Source organism: Stenotrophomonas sp. ATCM1_4, from assembly GCF_004348115.1.
In the GTDB taxonomy this organism is placed as follows: domain Bacteria; phylum Pseudomonadota; class Gammaproteobacteria; order Xanthomonadales; family Xanthomonadaceae; genus Stenotrophomonas; species Stenotrophomonas capsici.
Map to the genome: position 1 here is coordinate 419,942 of NZ_QPFB01000001.1, position 24,712 is coordinate 444,653.

A 24,712-nucleotide genomic window follows, 5' to 3' on the forward strand; every position below is an offset into this window, starting at 1 on the left:
CGCGTTCCCGCTACGTCGTGAAATTTCCTTCATCTGGCGATGAGGGGGCTTCGCTAATATTTCGTTCGAAACTGTGACGTAGGTTCGTCATAAATTGTGACGTGTAGCGTTTCAAGACATTGCATCTGATATTCGGATGTGATTGCGGCGCAAAGGCTTGCGCCGCCCCGGATCCGTGCCAGGGGAGCCGTCAGGCATGGGTCGGGCAACGCCGCGTCGGGGGAAGTGGGGCTTTTTCTGCTTTCGGATCGCCGCTCCAGCGTGCACGGGGGGAGCGCGTTTAATGCATGGGCCTGGCGGGCCCATTGGAGCTGCGTGTGTTTGCCAAGCCAGTTGTTTCCAGCATCGGTCGCGTCATGCGTCCGGGGGTGTTCGCACTCGTCGGGCTGTTGCTCGCTCCCCTGGGAGTGCACGCGCAGAACGTCCGCAATGAAGCCACGGTGGCCCCGCCCAGTGGCGTGACCAACGTCGGCACCACCTGCACCACGCTCGCCGGCCAATCGACGCCGGCCAACTCCGTGGCCTTCAGCAACGGCGTGTGCACGGCCGCCGATACCGATCCGCTCACGCGCGAGTCGGACCTGTCCATCATCAAGACCCAGAGCACCGATGGCGGTGCGACGTTCGTTTCCAGCACGGCGACGGTGAACCAGGGCGCGGTGGTCCGCTTCCGCCTGGAAATCCGCAACATCGGGCCGAGCGCGGTGACGTCGGCGAGTTTCGCCGACGTGGTGCCGGGCAACTTCACCTCGGTGAGCGTGCTGAGTGCCGTCCCGGCGGCTGCGTGTTCGGCCGGCGCATCGGCCAACACGGTCAGCGGCACCTTCACCGGTGCCAAGGATGCGACCTGCACGGTGATCCTGCAGGCCACCGCGACGACCGGGACGTCCGGCGTGGGCGTGGTCAACACCGGCACGGTCACCGCGCCGGCCGGCACCTCCGACCCGACCCCGGGCAACAACAGCAGCGCGGTGACGACGATCATCACCTCGCCGCAACTGAGCCTGCAAAAGTCCGCCAGTTCCACCACCTTCACGATTGGAACACCGGCCAGCTACACGTTGACGTTGACCAACGTCGGCAGCGGCGCGACCACGGCGCCGGCGGTCATCACCGATTCGGTGCCTGCGGGCCTCAGTATCGGCACCCTGCCGCCGGGCTGCGTTGCCAGCGGGCAGACGGTGACGTGTACGGTTGCCGCAGGCATGGCGATCGGCGCCGGCAATGCGGTGAGCTTCGTCATCCCGGTGACGCCCACCGCTGCGGCGGCCTCCCGTGTGACCAACGTGGCGAATGTGACCGGCGGCGGTGATGCGAGTTGTCCGTCGGACGAGCGTTGCCAAGGCACTGCCATCGTCGACATTCCGAATCCGAAGCTGACCTCGACCAAGAGGGTCACCTCGACCGGTCCGTATGGCGTGGGCGATGTGATCAGCTATTCGGTGGTCGCGACCAACAGCGGCAACGCCACGCTGACCAACGTGGTGGTCACCGACACCCGGCTGACGCCGTCGAGCACCTCCTGCGCGACGCTGGCACCGGGCGCGAGCTGCACCCTGACCGGTTCGTACACCGTGCTGCAGGCCGATGCCGATGCGGGCAAGGTGATCAACACCGCCGCGATCACGACCGATACGCCCGGTGCCTGCGCCGTGGCGGCGGATTGTGCGCCGACAGTAACCACGCCGATCACCCAGACCCCGAAGCTGACCTCGACCAAGACGGTGACCTCGACCGGCCCGTATGGCGTGGGCGATGCGATCAACTACTCGGTGGTGGCCACCAACAGCGGCAACATGACGCTGACCAACGTCGTGGTCACCGATACCAAGCTGTCACCGTCGAGCACCACCTGCGCAACGCTGGCACCGGGCGCGAGTTGCACCCTGACCGGCGCGTACACGGTGCTCCAGTCCGACATCAATGCCGGCCAGGTCATCAACACCGCCGCGATCACCACCGATACGCCTGGCGCCTGCGCCAACGCAGGCGACTGCGCGCCAACGGTGACCACGCCGATCACGCAGACGCCGAAGCTGACCTCGACCAAGACCGTGACCTCGACCGGCCCGTATGGCGTGGGTGATGTGATCAGCTATTCGGTGGTGGCCACCAACAGCGGCAACATGACGCTGGCCAACGTCGTGGTCACCGATACCAAGCTGTCACCGTCGAGCACCACCTGCGCGACGCTGGCACCGGGCGCGAGCTGCACCCTGACTGGTTCGTACACGGTGCTCCAGTCCGATATCAATGCCGGCCAGGTGGTCAACACCGCCGCGATCACGACCGATACCCCGGGTGCCTGCGCCACCGCCGGCGACTGTGCGCCGACGGTGACCACGCCGATCACCCAGACCCCGAAGCTGACCTCGACTAAGACGGTGACCTCGACCGGCCCGTATGGCGTGGGCGATGCGATCAGTTACTCGGTGGTCGCCACCAACAGCGGCAACACGACGCTGACCAACGTGGTGGTCACCGACACCAAGCTGTCGCCGTCGAGCACCACCTGTGCGACGCTGGCACCGGGCGCGAGCTGCACCCTGACCGGTTCGTACACCGTGCTGCAGGCCGATGCCGATGCGGGCAAGGTCATCAACACCGCCGCGATCACGACCGATACGCCCGATGCCTGCGCCGTGGCGGCGGATTGTGCGCCGACAGTAACCACGCCGATCACTCAGACCCCGAAGCTGACCTCGACCAAGACCGTGACCTCGACCGGTCCGTATGGCGTGGGCGATGCGATCAGCTATTCGGTGGTCGCCACCAATAGCGGCAACATGACGCTGGCCAACGTCGTGGTCACCGACACCAAGCTGTCGCCGTCGAGCACCACCTGCGCGACGCTGGCACCGGGCGCGAGCTGCACGTTGAGCGGTTCCTATACCGTGCTTCAGGCCGATGCCGATACAGGCAAGGTGATCAACACCGCCGCGATCACCACCGATACGCCCGGTGCCTGTGCCGTGGCGGGGGATTGTGCGCCGACGGTGACCACGCCGATCACGCAGACGCCGAAGCTGACCTCGACCAAGACCGTGACCTCGACCGGTCCGTATGGCGTGGGCGATGCGATCAGCTATTCGGTGGTGGCCACCAACAGCGGCAACATGACGCTGACCAACGTCGTGGTCACCGATACCAAGCTGTCGCCGTCGAGCACCACCTGCGCGACGCTGGCACCGGGCGCGAGCTGCACGTTGAGCGGTTCTTACATCGTGCTCCAGGCCGACGTGGACGCCGGCCAGGTGATCAACACCGCCACCATCGGCACTGACACCCCGGGCGCCTGCGCCACCGCCGGAGACTGCGCGCCGACGGTGACCACACCGATCACCCAGACCCCGAAGCTGACCTCGACCAAGACCGTCACTTCGCCGGGCCCGTATGGCGTGGGCGATGCGATCAGCTATTCGGTGGTGGCCACCAACGCCGGCAACATGACCCTGGTCAACGTGCTCGTGGCCGACAGCAAGCTCACCCCGTCCAGCATCGGCTGCACGACGCTGGCGCCGGGTGCGACCTGCACCCTGTCCGGTACGTACACCGTGACCCAGGCCGATGTGGATGCCGGCAAGGTGATCAACACCGCGCTGGTCACCACCGGTACGCGCGATGCCTGTGCCACCGCGGCGGACTGCGCGCCGACGGTGACCACGCCGGTCGTGCAGAACGCATCGCTGAGCATCGAAAAGACCGCCCAGCAGGCCACCTATGCGGTGGTGGGCGAGGTCATCACCTACCAGTACGCGGTGACCAATACCGGCAACGTGACCATCAACGGCCTGCGCGTGGCCGATGACCGGATCGCCACGGTCAGCTGCCCGGTGACGTCGCTGGCACCCGCTGCAAGTACGGTCTGCACGGCCAGCTACACCGTGACCCAGGCCGACGTGACTGCAGGCACGGTGACCAACATCGCCACCGCCAACGGCACGCCGACCGGCGGTACGTTGGTGCCGCCGACCGACACGGTGACCATCACCCTGAAGGCGCACCCGATCACCGCCAGCGACGATGCGGCGACCACGCCGCAGAACACGCCGGTGACGGTGTCGGTGCTGGGCAATGACCGCCTCGACGGCCAACCGGTGGATCCGACGACGGTCACGGTGACCCAGGTCAGCACGCCGGCCAATGGCAATGCGGTGATCAACGCCGACGGCACGGTGACCTACACGCCGGCACCGGGTTTCGCCGGGACCGATACGTTCACCTACCGGATCTGCGAGAACGGCAATCCGGCCAACTGCGCGACGGCGACGGTGACCATCACCGTGCTGCCGAACGAAATCGAGGCCAAGGACGACGCCGATACCACCGAGCCCAACACCCCGGTCACCACGCCGGTGACCGGCAACGACACCACCACCGGCATCCCGCTGGACCCGGGCAGCGTCACCGTGGTCACGCCGCCGGCCAATGGCAGCGTCGTGGTCCACCCGGACGGCTCGGTGACCTACACGCCGAACCCGAACTTCACCGGCACGGATACCTACGTCTACCGGGTGTGCGACACCTCCAGGCCGACCGCGTCCTGCGACACGGCCACCGTCGTCATCGTGGTGAAGCCCAACCGAATCGAGGCTATCGACGACACGGGCAGGACCGAGGTCGACACGCCCGTGAGCGTCAACGTGATCGGCAACGACACCACCACCCGGGTGCCGCTGGATCCGGCGTCGGTGACGGTGCTGACCCCGCCGGGCAATGGCACGGTGAGCTGCGCCGTCGGCAGCTGCGTGTACACGCCGAACCCGGGCTTCGTGGGCCAGGACAGCTTCGTGTACCGGATCTGCGACCTGTCGGTGCCAACCCCGGTCTGCGACACCGCCACGGTGAACCTGACCGTCGAAGGCAGCACCCAGGTGCGTGTCACCAAGCAGGCCAACCCGCGCGACGTGAAGGTCGGTGACCTGGTCCGCTACACCGTGACGCTGGAAAACATCGGCAGCGTCGACGTCGTGGACGGCACGCTGGTCGATACCCCGCCAGCCGGCTTCACCCTGGTGGAAGGCTCGCTGGAAGTGGCGGACCGTGACGGCGTCGGCCGCCAGGTCGGCAGCCATCCGATCCGCGTGGACCAGATCGACATCGCCAGTGGTGGCCGTGCCACGGTCAGCTACCTGCTGCGCGTGGGCGCCGGCGTGCGCGCCGGCCTGCACACCAACACGGCGGAAATGCGTGACAACGGCAGCCGCGTCTCCAACGTGGCCACCGCCACGGTGCAGATGGTGGCCGACCCGATGACCGACGAATCCACCCTGATCGGTACCGTGTTCGACGACCGCGACGGTGATGGCTGGCAGGACAGCGCCGAAATGACCGACGTGCGCGTGCAGGGCGGCTTCGCCGCCGGCGCATACATCGCCAGTTCCACCACGGTCGATCACGGCAAGGGGCCGCAACCCGAGCCCGACGCCAGTGCGCCGCTGCTGCATGGCATCGCCATCGGCCGCATCGGTGGGCGCCAGTCCGACGCCGATCCGGCGCAGGCACGCGAGGTGGTGGTCAGCCAGCTGCTGCGTGCGCCCGAGTTCACCGGCGACTTCGTGCTGACCACCGGCCAGGGCGCGACGCTGCGCATGGACGCGACCGGCACCACCGTGGTCAGCGCCGACGGCGGCGACGCCGCCCGCGGCCTGACCGCGGCCGTGCCGAGCGTGGAACGGCGCATCAGCCAGGTCGAGGGCGGCTACCGCGTGGACTACGTCATCCGCAACGAAGGCGTGGACGAGCGCGGCATCCCGGGCGTGCGCATCGCCTCGGTCGAAGGGCTGCTGGTGGAGACCGACCAGTTCGGTCGCTACAACCTGATCGGCATCGACGGCGGACGCGACGAGCGCGGTCGCAACTTCATCCTGAAGGTGGACCCGGCCACCCTGCCGCCGGGCAGCGTGTTCACCACGGCCAACCCGCTGGTACGCCGCATCACCCCGGGGCTGCCGGTGCGCTTCGACTTCGGCGTGAAGCTGCCGCCGGGCCTGGTCAAGGGGCAGGGTATGCAGCAGGTGGAGATGGAGCTGGGCCAGGTGATGTTCGCTCCGGCCAGCGCGCAGATCCGCAGCCAGTACCAGCCGATGATCGGCCGCATGGCCGAGCAGGTCCGCGCCCACGACGGTGGGGAGGTGGTGATCGGTGCGCAGGGCGAGGACGAGCTGCTGGCCTTCGAGCGCGCCGTGGCGGTGCGCAAGGCGCTGGTGGCCGAACTGCCCGCCGAGGTCGCCGCGCGTACCCGGGTCAGCCTGCGCACGGTGACCACCGATGCGGTCAGCACGGTGGTGGGGCTGTCGTCCTGGCCGGTGCTGGGCAACGTGCTGTTCGACACCGACACGGCCAACATCAAGCCGGAGTACGGCGCGCTGCTGCGTCGCATCGGTGCGTACCTGGTGGAGATGGACGGCCGGGTGGTGAAGATCACCGGCCATGCCGACCGCCGGGCTTCCGATGCCCACAACGACGCACTGGGGATGCGTCGTGCGAGGGCGGTGCTGGATGCCATCACCGCCGCCATGCCCGAAGCGCAGCGGAAGGATGTTCGAGTCGAAATCGTCCCTGGCGAGCTCAACGCCCCATCTGAGCGTGCTGTCCAGGAGGCCAAGCCATGAAGATGAAACTGTTGGATTACGCACTGCTGTGCGCGCTGTCGGGCATGGCCCCGGCGGTCTACGCCCAGGCCGCGCAGGCGCCGGCCATTGCCCGTGGCCCGGCAACCGATGCGGTCGAGCCAGCCTGTGATGCCGCAGGCTGCAATGGGCAGGAAGGCATGCTGTTCCGCATCAACAGCCGCGGCAAGCGCGAGACCGTGGTGCCGCAGGCAGCCAGCGGCTCGGCTGCACTGGCCCCGGACCGCCGCGTGTCGGTGGAAGCGGAGAAGCCGGGCAATGAGGCGGCGATGCCGTTGCAGCCGGGCCAGGCCGTGGCCATTGGCAAGTGGTCGCTGCAGCTGCCCAATGGCGGCGTGATCTGGGCCACGGAAGACCCCAACCTGGGCAAGCCGTCCTTCAGCCTGTCGGCACCGTCGCTGGTGCCGTTCGATGGCAGCCGCATCACCAAGCCTGTGCAGTTCTACGCCTTCAACAACTATTCGGCCTTCATCCAGCGTGCCGAGGTGCGGGTGTTCCGTGCCTCCGACACCGACCTGGTCGATCCGGTCGCCACCGTCGCCTTGCCGGTGGCCGCTTCGACCACGCTGGAATGGGATGGCGGCCTGCCGTCCGGTTACCGGCCCAAGGTGGGTGACGAACTGGTCTACATCGTGCGTGCCTACGGCGCCGATGGCAGCGTCGACGAAACCTACCCGAGCCGGCTGCAGCTGGTGCGCCCGGAAGAAGCCGAGCGCGGCACGCAGATGCTGCGCAACGCGGTGGAGCGCAGCAAGGGTGCTGCGTTCAGCACCGACGATGCGCAGCTGCAGAGCCTGGTCGACCAGAGCTTCGGCCGCGACAGCCTGCGCCAGCAGAACATCCCGATCTACGGCTCGCGCATCCGCATCCAGGGCCGCAACCTGCCCGAGCAGGCCAGCGTCCGCATCAACGGCCAGATGCAGCCGGTGGACATGGAGAGCAAGCTGGTCGCCGAGTACCTGGTGCCGGTGGGCCAGCACCGCTTCGACATCGACATCAGTGCCGGCACCCACGGCATGACGGTGCGCGACCAGCTGGACATCGACGTCACCGGCCGCTACATGTTCGCCGTGGCACTGGCCGACTTCACCCTGTCTGGCAACAGCGTGTCCGGCTCGCTGGAACCGCTGGGCCAGGATGATCGCTACGAGAAGGACCTGGTGGTCGACGGCCGCCTGGCGTTCTATCTGAAGGGAAAGGTCAAGGGCAAGTACCTGGTCACCGCGCAGGCCGATACCCAGGAGCGCGAAGTCAACGAGATGTTCCGTGGCTTCTGGGATGCCGATCCGCAGGACGTGTTCCGCCGCCTGGACCCAGACCAGTACTACCCGGTTTATGGCGACGACTCCACCACCTACCGCGACGTGGACACGCAGGGGCGGCTGTACGTCCGGGTGGACTGGGACAAGAGCCAGGCCCTGTGGGGCAACTTCAACACCGGCTTCACCGGCACCGAGTACGGCCAGTATTCGCGTTCGCTGTACGGCGGCGCGCTGAACTGGCGCAGCCGCGCGACCAACCCGTGGGGCGATGCCCGCAGCGAAGTGCGCGCGTTCGGCTCGGAGGCGCAGACCGCGCCGGGCCACAGCGAATTCCTCGGCACCGGCGGCAGCCTGTACTACCTGCGCCACAACGACATCCTGCCGGGCTCGGAGAAGGTCGCCATCGAGATCCGCGATGCCACCACCGGCCGCGTGGAGAAGCGCATCGACCTGCAGCCCGGTGCCGACTACCAGGTCGACAACTTCCAGGGCCGGTTGATCCTGTCCGACGCGCTGTCCATCGTCACACGGGATGGGCTGCCGCGCCTGTCGCGCGACACCCCGCTGGACGGCTACACCCAGGTGCTGCTGGTCGACTACGAATACCTGCCGACCGGCTTCAACCCCGATGAGGTCACCGCGGGCGTGCGCGCCAAGCACTGGTTCGGCGACCACGTTGGCGTGGGGGCTACCTACGTCGATGAGAACCGGGCCGGCGACGACTACACGCTGGCGTCGGCCGACCTCACCCTGCAGGCCGGGCGCGGCACCTACGTGAAGGTGGAACGTGCCCGCACCGAGGCCACCAGCGCCCCGGTGTTCTATTCGGAAAACGGTGGCCTGACCTTCGCCGAGCTCAACTCCGGCCTGGGCGCACGCCGCCAGGGCGATGCCACCTCGGTGGAGGCGCGCGTCAATTTCAAGGAAATGGGCTGGACCGCGCTGGACTGGTCGGCCGGCGCGTGGATGCGCCGTGTCGACGCCGGCTACTCGATCGCCCGCTACGACACCGGCGAGGAGGTGCGTGAGCACGGCGCCGAGTTCCGTGGCCAGCTCAGCCCGGATATCGACCTCTACGGCCGCTACAGCCGCGCCGAGCGCGGCGCGGAGTACCTGGAGCAGAGCCAGCTGACCGGCGAATGGCGCATCACCGACGTCGACACCCTGAGTGCCGAGCTGCGCCGCGTCGACGAGAACCGCTACACCGGGCAGGGCATCGGCACGCTGGGCGCACTGCAGTACAAGCGTCGCTTCGGCAACATGCTCGACCTGTACGGCACCGCGCAGGTCACCTTGGACGATGATGGTGGCAAGTACGAAAGCAATGATGCGGTCACGCTGGGCGGCAACTACCAGTTCGGCAACCTCTCCAGCGTCGGTGCGGAAGTCACCCAGGGTGATCGCGGCGATGCGGCGCAGGTCAATGCCGAGTACCGGCTGACCCCGGACCATTCGATCTACGGCAACTACACCTTCACCAACGCCACCAGCAGCAGCTACGACTCGTTGTTCAGCCCGACCCAGCGTGATGGCTGGACGCTGGGCCAGCGTTGGCGCCTGTCCAACCAGGTCAACGTGTTCAACGAGAGCCAGTACCTGAAGGCACCGAACGAAACCGGGCTGGCCCACACCTTCGGCATGGACTTCTATCCCGGCGTGGGCTGGAACCTGGGCTTCCAGCTGCAGGATGCGGAACTGGACCGTGGCACCGGCAACATCAACCGGCGCGCGGTCAGCCTCAGCGGTGGCCGCACCTCGTCGGCCACGCAGTGGAGCAGCAAGCTGGAGTGGCGCAAGGACAGCGGCGCCGAGCGCCGCGTGCAGTGGGTGACCACCAATGCACTGACCCACAAGTTCAGCGAGAGCCTGCGCATCGCCGCGCGCTTCAACTACTCCGACACCGACGACGCGCTGGATCCGCTGGCCGGGGCGAAGTTTATCGAAGGCAACCTCGGCTTCGCCTACCGCCCGTTCAACAGCACCCGCTGGGGACTGCTGGGCCGCTACACGTACCTGTACGACGTCTCCACGCTGGCGCAGGATACCAGCAGCGCCTACTACGACCAGCGCAGCCAGGTGCTGTCGTTCGAGGGCGTGTACCGCCCGCTCAACCACTGGGAGTTCGCGCTCAAGGCGGCTCGCCGCGAGGGCGAAGTGCGGATGGGCCGCATGACCGGGGCCTGGGCCGATTCGGCGGCGACGTTCCTGGCCGGGCAGGTGCGCTATGGCGTCACCACCAACTGGCACGCACTGGCCGAGTACCGCTCGCTGGCGGTCAAGGACGGTGGCCGCCGGCAGGGTGCCCTGGTGGGGCTGGACCGCGACATCGGCCGTAACTTCCGTGTCGGCGTCGGCTACAACTTCACCGACTTCAGCGACAAGCTCACCGATTTCGACTACGACCACCGGGGGTGGTTCCTCAACGTGGTGGGCAGCTACTGATGCGCGGACCGCTGGCGCGGCTGGCCCGCGCCATCCCTTCGGGAAGCACCCGCGGGCTTCCCGTCATTGAACCAAACCAAGCGGCGTGCGCCTGGCCCGGTGGCCGGGTGCGACGCCAGAGAGTCATGGGGGACAGGATCTTGATGAGTTGGAAGAAAGCCATCGTGGTGGTGGCGGCCGGTGCACTGGCTGGCCACGTCGTGCAGGCCAAGGCGCAGTTTGTGGTCAATGCCAGCTTCCGGAACACCACGGCGCCAGGCTGGTCGATCCCGAAGGTGGACAACGCCGGCACCGTGGATGACAGCAACATCCTCACCGGCGGCTACGGCGCAATCTCCGATACCAACACCAACGATGCCAACGGCAGTGGCTGGCTGCGCCTGACCACCAAGCGGCAGAACCAGGCCGGCGTCAGCCTGTACACCGGCTCGGGCTTCCCGTCCTCCAGCGGCGTGCTGCTGGAGTTCGACTACGTCAGCTGGGGCGGCGTGGCATCCAATGGCGCCGATGGCATCAGTGCGTTCCTGTACGACGCCAACGGCAGCATGGCCGGCGCCAAGCCGGGCGCGAGCCTGGGCTTCTGCCACGGCAACGGCGGCTACCTCGCGGTGGCGCTGGACGAGTTCGGCAACTTCTCCAGCGACGCACGGACGGTGACCGATGCCTGCACCGGCATCACGCCGCACGGCGCCACCCGCCAGCCGCAGAGCATCGCCATCCGTGGCCCGGTCGGCAGCGGCAACCCCTACGTGGCCGGCCTGACCCTGCCCGGTGGGCAGACCCTGGACGTGACCGGCGTGACCTCGCGCCCGACGACCAACCGGCGCGTGCGCCTGGTGCTGGTCCCCAAGGGCAGCGGCACCGGCTACCGGGTGAACGTGTTCTACGGCGCAACGCCGGAGACCATGACCCAGTTGATCAGCAACCAGGACTTCGCCTACGCGGCCCCGGCCAACCTGCGGTTGGGCTTTGGCGGTTCCACCGGCGGCTACGTCAACGTGCATGAGGTGCGCGAGGTGTTCGTGCGTGCCCCGGCCGACCTGGTGGTGACCAAGCAGGTGTCCACGCCGCAGGCCGCCAAGGGCGACCGGCTCAGCTACACCGTCACCCTGACCAACAAGGACATCAACGCCGTCGACGCGGGCAACCAGGCCCCGACGATCACCCCGGCCAACGCGGCGCTGTTCAGTGACAGCCTGCCCAGCCAGCTGCGCGACGCCACCTGGGCCTGCAGCGCTTCGAGCGGCTCGACCTGCCCGGCCGCCAGCGGCACCGGCAGCATCAGCACCAGCAACTACACGCTGGCCCCGGGCGGCGTGCTGACCTTCAGCATCACCGGCTACGTCACCGACAGCGCGCAGTGCAACGCCACCGTCAGCAACACCGCCGCAGCCGTGTTCCCGGCAAGCTCCGGTTTCTCGGACATGAACCCGGACGACAACAGCGCCACCGCCAACTTCACCGTGCTGTGCCCGGCGCCGTTTGCCACGTGCCCCACCGATGCCTTCGTCACCCGTGACAGCAACCTCTACACCATGGACCTGAGCACCGGTGCCATGAGCCTGCTCGGCACCAGTGGCCCGCTGGCCAACAGCGGCGTCAACGGCATCGGCTTCCGCCAGCAGGACGGCTACCTGTGGGGCTACTACAAGGGCACCGGTGCCGGCGACGTACCGCGGCTGGTGCGCATCGGCCAGAACGGCGTGGCCGACCTGCCGTTCGCCGCAGCGCCGAGCGGGCTGGGCTTCAGCGGACAGTTCGTCGTCGCCGACGTCCAGCCGGGGACCGGCTACTACGCCGCCGCCAACGCCGGCAGCCTCTATTACATCAACGTGGCCACCAACGCCGTGGTCGGCTCGCCGGTGGCCACGACCGCCTTCGCGCAGTCCTCGGACATGGCCTTCCACCCGACCGATGGCAACATCTACGGCGTCAACAACACCACGGGGGTGGTGTTCCGGGTCAACTCCGCCACGGGTGCCAAGGTGGACCTGCCGCTGGCGCTGCCGCTGTCACCGGGCAGTGGTGGCTGGGGCGGCATCTTCTTCGACAGCGCGGGCACGATGTACGCCTACCGCTCGGGTGCGACCACGCCGCCGGGGCTGGTCTATCGGATCTTCAACGTCAGTGGCAGCGGCGGTGCGATGTTCTATGACGTGCTGGCACCCAATGCGCCCACCTCCAGCAACCTGGACGGCGCTCGGTGCCCGGCCGCGCCGCCGCCGGCCCTGCCGCCGGTGATCGCGCTGAGCAAGACCACCACCGGCGCGACCGGTGGGCCGTTCTCCTTCGCGCTGACCAATACCCGCACCCATGCCAGCGGCCAGGTGACCACCACCACCGCCGGCACGCCGACGCAGGTGGACGCGGACGGCAACGCCGCCAACGGCGTGCAGCCCTACACGGTGGACGTGACCGCGCAGGCGGTGACCATCAGCGAGACGGTCGCCCCGGGCTGGCGGTTGGCGTCGGCGACCTGCCGGAACAGCCAGGGCACGGTGCTGGGCGCTCTCAACGGCAGCACCTACACGCTGCCGGCCGGCACGCTGGCCACCTCGCAGGTCTACCAGTGCGAGTTCGTCAACGAGCGCAGTGATGTCGACCTGTACATCACCAAGACCAACAACGCTGCCGCGGTGGTGCCGGGCATGCCGTTCGACTACACGCTGGTGATCGGCAACAAGGGGCCGCAGCCGGCGGACGGCGCGGTCGTGCGCGACCCGGCGGTGGCTGGCCTGGCGTGCAGTGCGTTGACCTGCACCAGCACTGGCGGCGCCAGCTGCCCGACACCGCTTACCGTGGCCGCGCTGCAGTCGACCACCGGCCTGACGATTCCCGGCCTGCCGAAGGACAGCAGCGTGGAGCTGAAGCTGCGTTGCAGCGCCGACTGAGCGCCACCGGCACCTGCGCATCGTGCGCATGTGCCGACGTCCCGTTGCAAGGATGCGATGGGACGAAGCGATCCATTGCTGGATCTGTGCGCGGAAGCGCGGCTATCGCCGGCATCCGGCGTGCTTTGTTGATGCCGCTGGCGTGAAAGCCAGATGAAATCCTTATCGGGCCTTGCCGCGCTTTGTGGCAGGGCTGACACGCGACGACATCGTGCGTGGAGCGAGCGCGGTGCCGAAGGACGTTCAATGCGATGGCTGGATCGGTCCATGCAGATCCATGTCAGCACCGACATGTTCTGCAAGGTTTTCCACTGCGCCCGGCGTCGCATCTGGTACACATAAGAAGTCGCCTGTGCTGTCGCCCAACCGGGATGGAGCGTTGCGTTGCACGCTTCGCCCGGAGGTACAGTTTGCGACGACAGTAGCGGCGCGCTGCGATGCGGGCCCCGATGCTTCAGGCATCCATGGACAGTCCGCTCGCCGACGGGCACACGCATTGGGTCCGTCATCCCTGTGGCGCGATTGGACGCATCTGCCGTATGGACAACCATGACTGTCGACTACCCCCCTCTCTCCCTGGCTGAAAAAGTCGCCACCGATATCGGCCGGCAGATACTGGCCGGCGCGCTCAAGCCCGGTGACAAGCTTCCCTCCCTGCGCGAGTACGCCCGATTGAACGGCTACTCCAAGAACACCGTGATCGCCGCCTTCGATCTGCTCAGCGAGCGGGCCCTGGTCGAACCACACCATGGCAAAGGCTTCTACGTGCGCGAGATGGCCGGACTGGGCGAGCGCGATACCGACGAGGATCCACCGGCCTACAACCAGGCCATCGACACCATCTGGCTGATGCGCCAGCAGGCGGTGCGCGAACCCGGCCGCGCGCATCTGGGCGAGGGCTTCCCGCCGGTGGAGTGGCTGATGGACATGCGCGTGGACCGCTTCCACCGGCATATCGTCCGCTCCGGCGTGGCCAACCTGTTCCGCTACGGCAACCGCTACGGTCACCTGCCGCTGCGCCAGCACCTGGTCCGCCGGCTGGCCGGCTACGGCATCGAGGTCGGCCCCCGACAGGTGGTGGCCACCTTCGGTGCCAACCACGCCCTGGACATCATCATCCGCTGCCACGTGCGTCCCGGCGACACGGTGCTGGTCGAGGAGCCGGGCTACCACCCGCTGTACGGCAAGCTGCGCCTGCAGGGGGCCAACCTGGTGGCGGTGCCGCGGCGCGCCGATGGCCCGGACCTGGCCGTGCTGGAGTCCATCCTGCAGCGGAACAAGGTGCGCCTGTTCTTCATGCAGTCGGTGGCCCACAACCCCACCGGCACCGATATCTCGGCCGACGTCGCGCAGCGCCTGGCCAAGCTCGCGGCCGCGCATGACCTGCTGGTCGTCGACAACGATGCGATGGCCGACTTCAAGGCCAACGCCACGCCGCGCGTATCGGCGATGGCACAGCTGAAGAACGTCATCTACGTCGGCAGTTTCTCCAAATCGGTGTCCGCCTCGCTGCGGGTGGGCTTCATCGCCGGCGACAAGGCCCACGTCGAGGAGCTGGCCGACATCAAGCTGCTGCTGCACCTGGGAGGCAGCGAGTACGCCGAGCGGGTGCTGGAGGCGATGCTGCGCGGGGGCAACTTCCTGCGCCACGTCAAACGCCTGCAGGATCGCGCCCGCGCGGCCACCACCCGGGGCCTGGAGGTGCTGCACGGCATGGGCGCCACCGTGTTCGCCGAACCGGCGCAGAGCCTGTACCTGTGGGCGCGCTTTGCCAACATCACCGACACCCACCAGTTGACCACGCGGTTGTTGTCGCGCGGCGTGGTGCTGGCCCCGGGCGCATTGTTCCAGCTGGATCCGGAACGGGTCTCGCCGTGGACGCGGTTGAACGTGGCCTACCTCAACGAGCCGGTGTTCGTGGACAGCCTCAACCAGGAGCTGGACCGGGCCGCGGGAACCGCGTCGCCGCTGGCACGCCCGGGGCTGTTCACGCCGCCGGAATGGGGCCGCTGAGCGCGGCCCTCACTGCCAGGCCGACAGGGACAGCTTCAGCTCGGCGGCGAAGCCCTTGGCCGAGCGCAGCGGCACCGAGAACACATCCGGTGCCTGCTGCACGATGCCGATCGCCTTGGTGCGCGCGGCGTCGAGCTCGGCCTCGTTCTTCGGCCCGCCGGCCCACTGGTCGTCGCTCCAGACATAGCGCAGGCGCCAGCCGCCGCCATCGGCCGGCTTGGCGAACAGCACCAGCGTGTTGCGGAACAGGTGCTCGCCGGGGATGTGGTTCTTCAGGAACAGCGCGCCATCGACCTCGTAGCCGGCATTGCATACCGCCAGGTCGATGGAGAAGGCGATCTCGCTGCCGGCCATGATCCTGCCGCTGTCCAGGAACACCGAGAACAGCACCGGCGAGCGTGCCTCGCGGCGCACGCTGCCGTCGGCATTGAACATCTCATCGTAGCTGCGCCGGATGGCGCACTGGTTGGCCTGCGTGCGCGAGGTCAGCTCGTAGGTATACGCACCGCGCGGGGCGACCGTGGACTCGATGTAGTAGGAGGACTGGATCTTCTTGCCCTTGCGGCGCGCGGCCTCGATCTCGGGCGGGAAGGGCAGGGCGGTGATGTCCAGCTGCGCCGTGGCGCAGGTATCGCCGAACAGGAAGCGCACCAGGTTCTGGTAGCCCTCCTCGGAATTGACGATGCCGAAGTAGCCACTGTGGCTGCGGTTGACGAAGGCGCGTGGCGCGCCTTCCACGTAGGCGTTGGCGATGCGCACCAGGCCATCGCTCAGCGCGCCCACCGCGAACGAGGACAGGCCATGCGCGGCGGCGTAGTCGCGGCTGTTGGTGCCGATCAGGCAGAACATGCGTTGCGGCGGGAACTCCGCCTTGCCCAGCGTGTTGACCTTGTCCTTGGGTACCTTTAGGTACTTGCCCATATTGGTGCGGTTGAAGTTGTTCAGGTCATTGATCGACAGCAGGTTGGGCAGGTTGATCCCGCCGACCTCGATGCCGTTGTGCGGGGTGGCGTAGGTGAACACCTTGTCGACCATCGCACGGGTCTGTGCACTGGCCACCTCCGGGTTCTGCAGCAGGCAGCGGCAGATCAGCCCGCCCATCGAATGGGCGACCAGGTAGACGCGGAAGTCGCGGCGCATGGCGGCGTTGTTGCCGCAGACGCTGTCACGCAATTCCTCGATGCGACGCCCCAGGCTGGTGGCGGCATCGATGATGGACGGCGTCCGGCCATCGCCGAAGGCCGGGTCGGCCGGGTCGTAGTAGCGGTGGATGACGATGCAGCGCGGCGAGATGCGGTCGCGCCGCTCGGCCCCGAACTCGTACACGTCGCGGTAGTTGTGGTCCTTCATCAGCCGCACCAGCGGCGATTCGAACACGAACTTCACCACCGAGCCGTCCTGCGCCTGGCGCATCTTGGTCGAGCCCGCCTCGAAACCCATGAACGGCGTGGACGTGGTTTCCACGATCTCGTCGCGGGTCATCGCATAGCCGCGCACGTAGATGATCGGGTAGTAGGGGCGTTCGATGCGTTCCATGGGACGGCTCCGTCGCTGCACGCGGGAATGGTGGGCGGATTGTTGGTCAGTTGCATGAATCGGGGAAGCGTCGCGTCTCACATGATCGCGTCTTCCCTGGCCCTTCCTGCCCCGGGCCGCCGTTGCGCAGGCCATTGCCGACCGTCATCGGCCCGCTTCCGCCCCTCCCGCAAGGGGCGGGGCCGTTGATCGCCCCTGACGCCCCAACGCCACACGCAGGACTACCGCGGGTCCCCCGCCGCGCTCCCGCGATCCAGCTGCCGGTACCCGATCGCCTCGGTCAGGTGCGCCCGTTCAATCGCCGCGGCCCCCGCCAGATCAGCGATGGTCCGTGCCACCCGCAGGATGCGATGCATCGAGCGCGCCGACAGCTGCAGCCGTTCCATCGCCTGTTCGAGCAGGTCGTGGTCGGCCGCCTGCAACGTGCAATCGCGCAGGGTTTCCGATTGCCCCAGGTGCGCGTTGGCCTTGCCGGCCCGCGCCAGCTGCCGGTGACGTGCCTGCATCACCCGCGCACGCACGGTCGCGCTGTCCTCGCCCGGTGGTGCATCACCGCGCAGTTCCGCCGGCGGCAGGCGCGGCACCTGCAGGTGCAGGTCGATGCGGTCCAGCAGCGGTCCGGAGATACGCGCCCGGTAGCGGCGGATGGCTTCCAGCGGGCACCGGCAGCGGCCACTGGCATCCCCCACCCAGCCGCATGGACACGGGTTCATCGCGGCGACGAGCTGGAACCGCGCCGGAAATTCCAGGCTGCGCGCCGCCCGCGACACGGTGACCGTGCCCGACTCCAGTGGTTCGCGCAGTACCTCCAGCGCCTGGCGGTTCCATTCCGGCAATTCGTCCAGGAACAGGACGCCGTTGTGCGCGAGCGAGATCTCGCCCGGGCGCGGGTGCGACCCACCACCCACCAGCGCCACCGCGCTGGCGGTGTGGTGTGGGGCTCGAAACGGGCGCTGGCGCCAGTGCGCCGGATCGAAGCCACGCCCGCTCAACGAAGCGACCGCCGCGGTCTCCAGGGCCTCGGCTTCGCTGGAATCGGGCAGGATGCCGGGCAGGCGCGAGGCCAGCAGCGTCTTGCCGCAGCCTGGCGAACCCAGCATCAGCAGGTGGTGGCTGCCGGCGGCGGCGATCTCCAGGGCACGTCGCGCCTGCTGCTGGCCGCGCACATCGGCCAGGTCCGGCTGTGGCGAAGGCGTGGCCATCGGCACGCTTGCCTCCGGCAACGCCTTGGCGCCGCTCACGCCGGCGCAGACCTCCAGCAGGGTGCGGGCCACCTTGACCTGCGCATGCCGCGCCAGCCCCGCTTCGGCGGCATTGCCTTCGGCGACCACCAGCGTGCGCTGCGCCTGCGCGGCGGCAATGGCCGCGGGCAACGCGCCGTCGACCGCGCGCAGCTCGCCGGTCAGCGCCAACTCGCCGATGAACTCATGTCCGGCCAGCGCGTTGCGGTCGATCTGGCCGCTGGCGGCGAGGATGCCCAGGGCGATCGGCAGGTCGAAGCGGCCGCCGTCCTTGGGCAGGTCGGCCGGTGCCAGGTTGATGGTGATGCGCCGCGCGGGATACTCGAACTGCGCGCAGAGCAGGGCGGCGCGCACGCGGTCACGCGATTCGCGCACGGCGGCCTCGGGCAGGCCGACGATCTGGCTCGAAGGCAGGCCACCGGACAGGTGTACCTCCACCCGTACCGGGGGCGCGTGCACACCCGCGCGGGCGCGGCTGTGCACCAGCGCCAGGCTCATCGGGCCCGGCTCAGGCGGACGGGGTGTCGGTGCGGCTTTCCAACGCGGAGACGGCCTGTTCCAGCGCCTCGAGCTTCTCGCGGGTGCGCAGCAGCACGGCGCGCTGCACCTCGAACTCCTCGCGGGTCACCAGGTCCAGTTTGCCCAGGCCGGCCTGCAGGGCGCTCTTGAAGGTGGCCTGCAGCTCCTCGCGCGATTGACGCAGGCCCGGCGGTACCAGGTCGCTCAGGCGACGGGCGAGTTCGTCGATGTGGTTCAGGTCGATCATGGTGGGTCTCCGCAGGAATTGGCCGAGCCTAGTGGGTCGGCGGCGTGCGGCGCATCGGGGTCCGTTATGACAGGCGGTAAGGATAGTCCGTAATGCCCATGCCGGCACCTTGGCCGGGGTGGCCAAGCGCACCGGCGTAGAGGGTATCCTTCGGACAGATAACCCGAGGGAAGCGACCGATGAAGATGATCATGGCCATCGTCAAGCCGTTCAAACTGGACGATGTGCGTGAAGCGCTGGCCGAGCGTGGCGTGGCCGGCATCACCGTCACCGAGGTGAAGGGGTTTGGCCGGCAGAAGGGCCACACCGAGCTCTATCGCGGTGCCGAGTACGTGGTCGACTTCCTGCCCAAGGTGAAGATCGAGGTGGCGGTCACCGACGCCCAGGCCGACGAAGTGGTCGAAGCCATCGTCAAGGCGGCCGGTACCGGCAAGATCGGCGACGGCAAGGTGTTCGTCTACGACCTGGGCAGCGTGGTGCGCATCCGCACCGGCGAAGTGGACGCCGACGCGCTCTGAGCCGCCGCGCAGGCCGGGACGCCATCCCGGCAGCGCATCGCCGGGGAGGGGGCTCCGGCTCCCGGTTCCGCCCGGAACCAACGCATCAGGCCCCATCACGCCAGGGCTGCGCGCCCCGCGTGGTCACTCCTGGCCCTTGATCCGCCGGTACAGGCGCTTCCACGTACCGCGAATGGCCTGCACCCAGCCCGGCTCGGCCAGCAGTGCCACCTGTTCGGCGCTCGGCCGCTGGCCGGTCAGGCGCTGGCGCATCTTCACCAGGTTCTTCATGTCGCTGCGGCGCAGCTGGCGGCTGATCGGCCCGTTGCGCAACCAGCGCGGCGAGCGCCACGCCGAGGTGAAATCCAGCAGCACCGGCACGCCGGCGCTGACCACCACGTTGGTGCCATGCAGGTCGTTGTGGGTGATGCCGGCGGCATGCAGGCGGCCGAGCGCGTTCTGCAGCTGGTCGAAGACTTCCTGGGTGACGCCCTGCACGCCGGCGCTGAGGGTATCGCCGGGGATGAACTCCATGCCCAGCGCCAGGCCGCCCAGGGTGCCCAGCAGCGCCGGCGCATGTTTCCAGCCTTTCAGGCGTTCCAGCACCCGGGCCTCGCGGCGGACCAGCAGGCGCGCGACCGGCGCCAGCGGCGTGCCACGGTAGCGGCGGTAGTCCTTGACCACGGCCGGCCGGCCATCGAGCTCGGTGCGGTAGACGTCGGGCTCGAGCAGGCGTTCGCCGCGCTTGAGCAGGTTGGGGGTGGGGACGACGGCATGTTCACCGTCAAAGGCGGGCAGGGAATTCATGGCAGACCTTCCTGACGCGGCGTGGGCGCGGAAAGCGTCGTGAACTGCCGGTCTTCGGGGTGATTCGTGTTGAGTGGCCGAATTATAAAACTGAACAGTCCACGAATTGCTGAATGTAAAAAAAATGTAGGAATCGCGTGACGGAAAGGATCGTTGCGCTGGTTGGCTTGCACCACTGCCGGGCCTTTGCGCTCGCCATCACCACAAACGAAAAACCCCGCGCCTTGCGGGCGCGGGGTTGGGTCACCACGGCGGGCCTGGGTGGCTTACTCGCCCAGTGCCTTGGCCACGAACGGCGGGCTGACCAGCACGCCGGTATGCAGCGGGGCGGTGTAGTACAGCGTGTCGAACGGCTTGGCGGCCGCATCGGCCTCACGGAAGCCGAAACCGAAGCCGGCCTGCTTGCTGGCCACGGTCACCGACCACCAGCCGGTCGGGTAGCACGGCTGCGGGAACGGCAGGGTCTTGAACGACTGGAAGCCGGCCTTGCCCATCTCCGCGCGCATGTCCTTGATCAGGTCCAGCAGCGCCAGCGGCGACTCGCTCTGCTGCACCAGCAGGCCGTCGTCCTTCAGGGCGCGGAAGCAGCTCTCGAAGAACGCCTTGTTGAACAGGCCTTCGGCCGGGCCGACCGGGTCGGTGGAGTCCACGATCACCACGTCCACGCTGCCCGGGGCGCAGTTGGCCATGTAGGCCACGCCGTCGTCGAACAGCAGCTCGGCGCGCGCGTCACCGTTGGATTCGCACAGTTCCGGGAAGTACTTCTCGGCCATGCGGGTGACCTGCTCGTCGATGTCGCACTGGGTGGCGCTCTCCACGCCTGGGTGCTTGAGCACCTCGCGCAGGGTGCCGCAGTCGCCGCCGCCGATGATCACCACGCGCTTGGGTGCGGTGTGGGTGAACAGCACCGGGTGGCTGATCATCTCGTGGTAGAAGAAGTTGTCCTTGGTGGTCAGCATCATGGCGCCGTCGATGACCATCAACTTGCCCCAGTCGGTGCTGTCGTAGATCTCGATCTTCTGGAACAGCGACTGCACTTCGTCCAGCTTGCCGGTGATGCGGAAACCAATGGCCGAGCCGGTCGGCTGGAAGTGTTCGATGAACCAGTTTTCGTTGGAGGTCATGATGATTCCTGAATGCTGGGGCTGTCCTCCTCCCACCGGGAGAAGGTGCCCCGAAGGGGCGGATGAGGGTAAGGGCGAAGCCTGTCATAGTCAGGTTTCACGCTTACTCTCACCCCCGATCCCTCTCCCGGTCCGAGAGAGGAAGTGGCGCGGGCGCGGATTGTAACGGACCGGTGCCCCGCTGGCGTTAGAATGCGCGTCCTTATTTATCCACAGCCGAGAGTTGCTACGCCGATGAGCGATTGGTCCCTCGAACAGGCCCGCAAGACCTATTCGATCCCGCACTGGTCCGATGGTTATTTTGACGTCGATGCCGCAGGGCATGTCGTGGTCCGCCCCGCCGGTAGCGCGGGCGTCACCGTTTCCCTGCCGCAGATCGTCGATTCGGCCCGTGCCGCAGGCGCCAAGTTGCCGCTGCTGGTGCGCTTCCCGGACATCCTGGGAGAGCGCCTGGGCAAGCTGCAGGCGGCCTTCGCCCAGGCCCAGGCGGACTGGGACTACGCCGGCGGCTATACCGCGGTGTACCCGATCAAGGTCAACCAGCACCGTGGCGTGGCCGGCACCCTGGCCAGCCACCACGGCGAGGGCTTCGGCCTGGAAGCCGGCTCCAAGCCGGAACTGATGGCGGTGCTGGCGCTGAGCCGGCCGGGCGGGCTGATCGTCTGCAACGGCTACAAGGACCGCGAATACATCCGCCTGGCGCTGATCGGCCGCAAGCTCGGCCTGCAGACCTACATCGTCATCGAGAAGCCCTCCGAGCTGAAGCTGGTGCTGGAGGAGTCCAAGGCGCTGGACGTGAAGCCGGGCCTGGGCGTGCGCATGCGCCTGGCCTCGCTGGGCGCCGGCAAGTGGCAGAACAGCGGCGGCGACAAGGCCAAGTTCGGGCTGTCGCCGCGGCAGCTGCTGGACCTGTGGAAGTCGCTGCGTGACACCGAGTACGCCGATTGCCTGAACCTGCTGCACTTCCACATGGGCAGCCAGATCAGCAACGTGCGCGACATCGCCAACGGCATGCGCGAGGCCACCCGCTACTTCGTCGAGCTCTCGCGCCTGGGCGCGAAGATCAGCCACGTCGACGTCGGCGGCGGCCTGGGCATCGACTACGAAGGCACCCGCTCGCGCAGCTACTGCTCGATCAACTACGGCCTGAACGCCTATGCCAGCAACATCGTGCAGCCGCTGGCCGAGGCCTGCGAGGAACACGGGCTGACCCCGCCGCGCATCGTCACCGAGTGCGGCCGCGCGATGACCGCCCACCACGCGGTGCTGATCGCCAACGTGTCCGAAGTGGAGCAGGCCGCCGAAGGCCGCATCCCCGAGGCGCACGACGATGAGCCGGCCGCAGTCCGCCACCTGCGCGAGATCCACGACGAGCTGGACCAGCGTCCGGCGGTGGAGCTGTTCCAGGAGGCGCAGCACTTCCATGCCGAAGGCCTGAGCGCCTATGCGTTGGGCCAGATCGACCTGCCGCAGCGGGCGCGCATCGACGACCTGTTCTACGCGATCGCCCACGGCGTGCGTGCGCGCCTGAGCTACGACGAGAAGAGCCACCGCCCGGCGCTGGATGAGTTGAACGAGCGCCTGGTCGACAAGTATTTCGTCAACTTCAGCGTGTTCGAGTCGATCCCCGATGCGTGGGCCATCGACCAGGTGTTCCCGATCGTGCCGATCGAACGCCTGAACGAGCGCCCGGACCGCCGCGGCGTGATCGCCGACATGACCTGCGACTCCGACGGCATGGTCAAGACCTACGTCGAGAACGAGAGCCTGGACAGCTCGCTGCCGCTGCACGCGGTGCGCCACGGCGAGAGCTACCGCATCGGCTTCTTCCTGGTCGGCGCCTACCAGGAAATCCTCGGCGACATCCACAACCTGTTCGGCGACACCGACGCGGTGGAAGTGGTGGCCGACGCCGATGGTTACTCGATCACCCAGCAGCGTCGCGGTGACACCACCGACGTGATGCTGGACTACGTGGGCTACAAGCTCGACGACCTGCGCGCGGCCTACAAGCAGCGCGTGGCCGCGGCCAACCTGTCGGCCGAGCGTGCCGCCGAGCTGGATGCCGCGCTGGAAGCGGGCCTGACCGGCTACACCTACCTGTCGGACGAACCGCTGGGCTGAGCCCGGTGGTGGATGCGCCCCTCTCCCGCGTGCGGGAGGGGGGCTTTTTCGTTTGCGGCATCCGACCCAAAGAAAACGGCGGCTTGCGCCGCCGTTCGCATTGCATCGCGATGTCGGCGCGATGCAGTTCAGCTGCCCTTGTAAGCGCCGTGGACGATGCTGCCTTCCAGCGTCTGCTCATCCTTGACCAGGTTGTACAGCGGGCAGGTTTCCTCTACCGCGTCGCGCAGTGCCAGGATCTCCTGTTCCGACGCCGGCGACTCGATCCGTGCGGTGTAGCGGATGTTGTGGAAGCGCGCCGGGCCGCTCACGTTCCTGCCGAAGCGCGGGCTGAGATCGGCGTCGGCGGTGACTTCCAGCGAATCCAGCAGCACGTTGCGCGCACCGGCCTGCACTTCAAAGATATGCGTGGGGCAGGTGGTGGTGACGCCGATCAGGTGTTCCTCGGCGGTCGGCGCCAGTCCGTAGCCGAGCAGGCCGGGCGCGCTGTCATGCAGCTGCAGGTGGTAGCCGTCCTTGCCGATGAACACCTGGCGCAGGCCGGTGTGCGGCTCGACATGCGCGCGCGCGACCAGCGTTTCGGGGTTGGCCGGCGTGCCCGACGCGGCTTCGCGCTGCTTGGCGAGCACGGCCGGGCGCTTCTCCTGGGTGATGAAATCGCGCAGGCCCGGCGGCAGGTTCGGGTCACGCGTGGCCGGGGTCTGGATGTACTCCACTTCGATGCGGCTGATCGGCTGCGCCTGCGTCACCAGGTTGATCGCCGAGGATTGCTCGTGGACGCTGCGCTTGAGCGCCTGCAGCTGCGCATCGGTGGCCGGCGAGTCGATGTAGGCCACGTAGGAAAGGTTGTTCGGGTAGCTCAGGTTGGCGCTCTTGCGCTTGGGGATGCTGGTGAACACCACGTCCAGCCCATCGATCGGGATGTTCGCCGCCGCGGCCTGCACCAGGTACTCGTCGGCGATGGCGCTGGACAGCACGCCCACCAGCGAATCCCACGAGCCCGCGCCCAGGTTGTAGCCGGCGTAGTCGCGGCCACTGTCACTGAGGTACTGGAAGGTGCCGGTCGGCCCGATGCGCAGGCGGCGCACGCCCGAGCGGCTTTCGGCGGTGACCTTGGTGTGGATGGCGGTCGGCACGCCATCCTGCGCCGATTGCGCTTGGATGGCGGCCTTCTTCTCGACCAGGTAGTCGCGCAACGGCGTGCTCGACGGCGCCGCCGATGCCGGTGGCAGCAGCAACGTCGTGGACAGCACGGTGAGGGCAAGGAACAACGGACGTGCGATGGACATGACAGGCAGGACTCCGCAGCGGGCCGGATGGCCGGATGACTGCCGACTTTCCACGTTGCACTGAATACGCGGAAATAGCCGATGGCGA

The 24,712-nt window shown here is 67.9% G+C and carries 12 protein-coding genes; 6 read left to right on the forward strand and 6 right to left on the reverse strand.

All coding sequences use genetic code 11. From position 1 onward, the window contains the following. Window positions 1-317 precede the first annotated feature (317 nt). The 4 genes from ATCM_RS02005 (at window position 318) to ATCM_RS02020 (ending at window position 15,240) form a co-directional block, all read left to right on the forward strand. A complete protein-coding gene (locus tag ATCM_RS02005; RefSeq protein ID WP_165931100.1) occupies window positions 318-6,614 on the forward strand; it encodes an Ig-like domain-containing protein in 6,297 nt (2,098 codons plus the stop codon). Then, window positions 6,611-10,336 carry a hypothetical protein gene (locus ATCM_RS02010; RefSeq protein WP_207911766.1) on the forward strand — a complete coding sequence of 1,242 codons (3,726 nt, stop codon included), beginning with the start codon at window positions 6,611-6,613 and terminating at the stop codon, window positions 10,334-10,336. Before ATCM_RS02005 ends, ATCM_RS02010 begins: the two co-directional genes overlap by 4 nt. A 143-nt stretch (window positions 10,337-10,479) precedes the next feature. Further along, window positions 10,480-13,227: a DUF11 domain-containing protein gene (locus ATCM_RS02015; protein WP_132862595.1), complete on the forward strand. Its 2,748-nt coding sequence runs from the start codon at window positions 10,480-10,482 to the stop codon at window positions 13,225-13,227. 549 nt (window positions 13,228-13,776) lie between these two features. Beyond that, window positions 13,777-15,240, forward strand: a complete 1,464-nt coding sequence (locus ATCM_RS02020; protein WP_132862596.1) for a PLP-dependent aminotransferase family protein — start codon at window positions 13,777-13,779, stop codon at window positions 15,238-15,240. Between the two features lie 9 nt (window positions 15,241-15,249). Here ATCM_RS02020 and ATCM_RS02025 read toward each other — a convergent pair whose 3' ends face one another. From ATCM_RS02025 to ATCM_RS02035, 3 genes are all read right to left on the reverse strand, one after another. Next, window positions 15,250-16,776, reverse strand: coding sequence for a hypothetical protein (locus ATCM_RS02025; protein WP_132862597.1), 1,527 nt, complete (start codon window positions 16,774-16,776; stop codon window positions 15,250-15,252). Between the two features lie 221 nt (window positions 16,777-16,997). Beyond that, a complete protein-coding gene (locus tag ATCM_RS02030) occupies window positions 16,998-18,515 on the reverse strand; it encodes a YifB family Mg chelatase-like AAA ATPase (RefSeq protein WP_132862598.1) in 1,518 nt (505 codons plus the stop codon). A 10-nt stretch (window positions 18,516-18,525) separates the two neighbouring features. After that, on the reverse strand, window positions 18,526-18,783 hold the full coding sequence (locus ATCM_RS02035; RefSeq protein ID WP_132862599.1) for an accessory factor UbiK family protein: 258 nt from the start codon (window positions 18,781-18,783) through the stop codon (window positions 18,526-18,528). Between the two features lie 179 nt (window positions 18,784-18,962). On the opposite strand from ATCM_RS02035, the gene ATCM_RS02040 reads away from it, so the two are divergent. Continuing rightward, window positions 18,963-19,301 carry a P-II family nitrogen regulator gene (locus ATCM_RS02040; protein ID WP_057635941.1) on the forward strand — a complete coding sequence of 113 codons (339 nt, stop codon included), beginning with the start codon at window positions 18,963-18,965 and terminating at the stop codon, window positions 19,299-19,301. A gap of 123 nt (window positions 19,302-19,424) precedes the next feature. On the opposite strand, the gene ATCM_RS02045 is transcribed toward ATCM_RS02040, so the two are convergent. Both ATCM_RS02045 and speE read right to left on the reverse strand, forming a co-directional pair. Next, entirely contained in the window at window positions 19,425-20,087 is a 663-nt protein-coding gene (locus ATCM_RS02045) for an RIO1 family regulatory kinase/ATPase (protein WP_132862600.1), read from the reverse strand. 266 nt (window positions 20,088-20,353) lie between these two features. Further along, entirely contained in the window at window positions 20,354-21,211 is an 858-nt protein-coding gene (gene speE / locus ATCM_RS02050) for a polyamine aminopropyltransferase (protein WP_132862601.1), read from the reverse strand. A 234-nt stretch (window positions 21,212-21,445) separates the two neighbouring features. Here speE and speA point away from each other — a divergent pair, with 234 nt between their 5' ends. Then, entirely contained in the window at window positions 21,446-23,335 is a 1,890-nt protein-coding gene (speA, locus tag ATCM_RS02055; protein WP_132862602.1) for an arginine decarboxylase, read from the forward strand. Between the two features lie 128 nt (window positions 23,336-23,463). On the opposite strand, the gene ATCM_RS02060 is transcribed toward speA, so the two are convergent. After that, on the reverse strand, window positions 23,464-24,624 hold the full coding sequence (locus tag ATCM_RS02060; RefSeq protein WP_132862603.1) for an OsmC family protein: 1,161 nt from the start codon (window positions 24,622-24,624) through the stop codon (window positions 23,464-23,466). Window positions 24,625-24,712 lie beyond the last annotated feature (88 nt).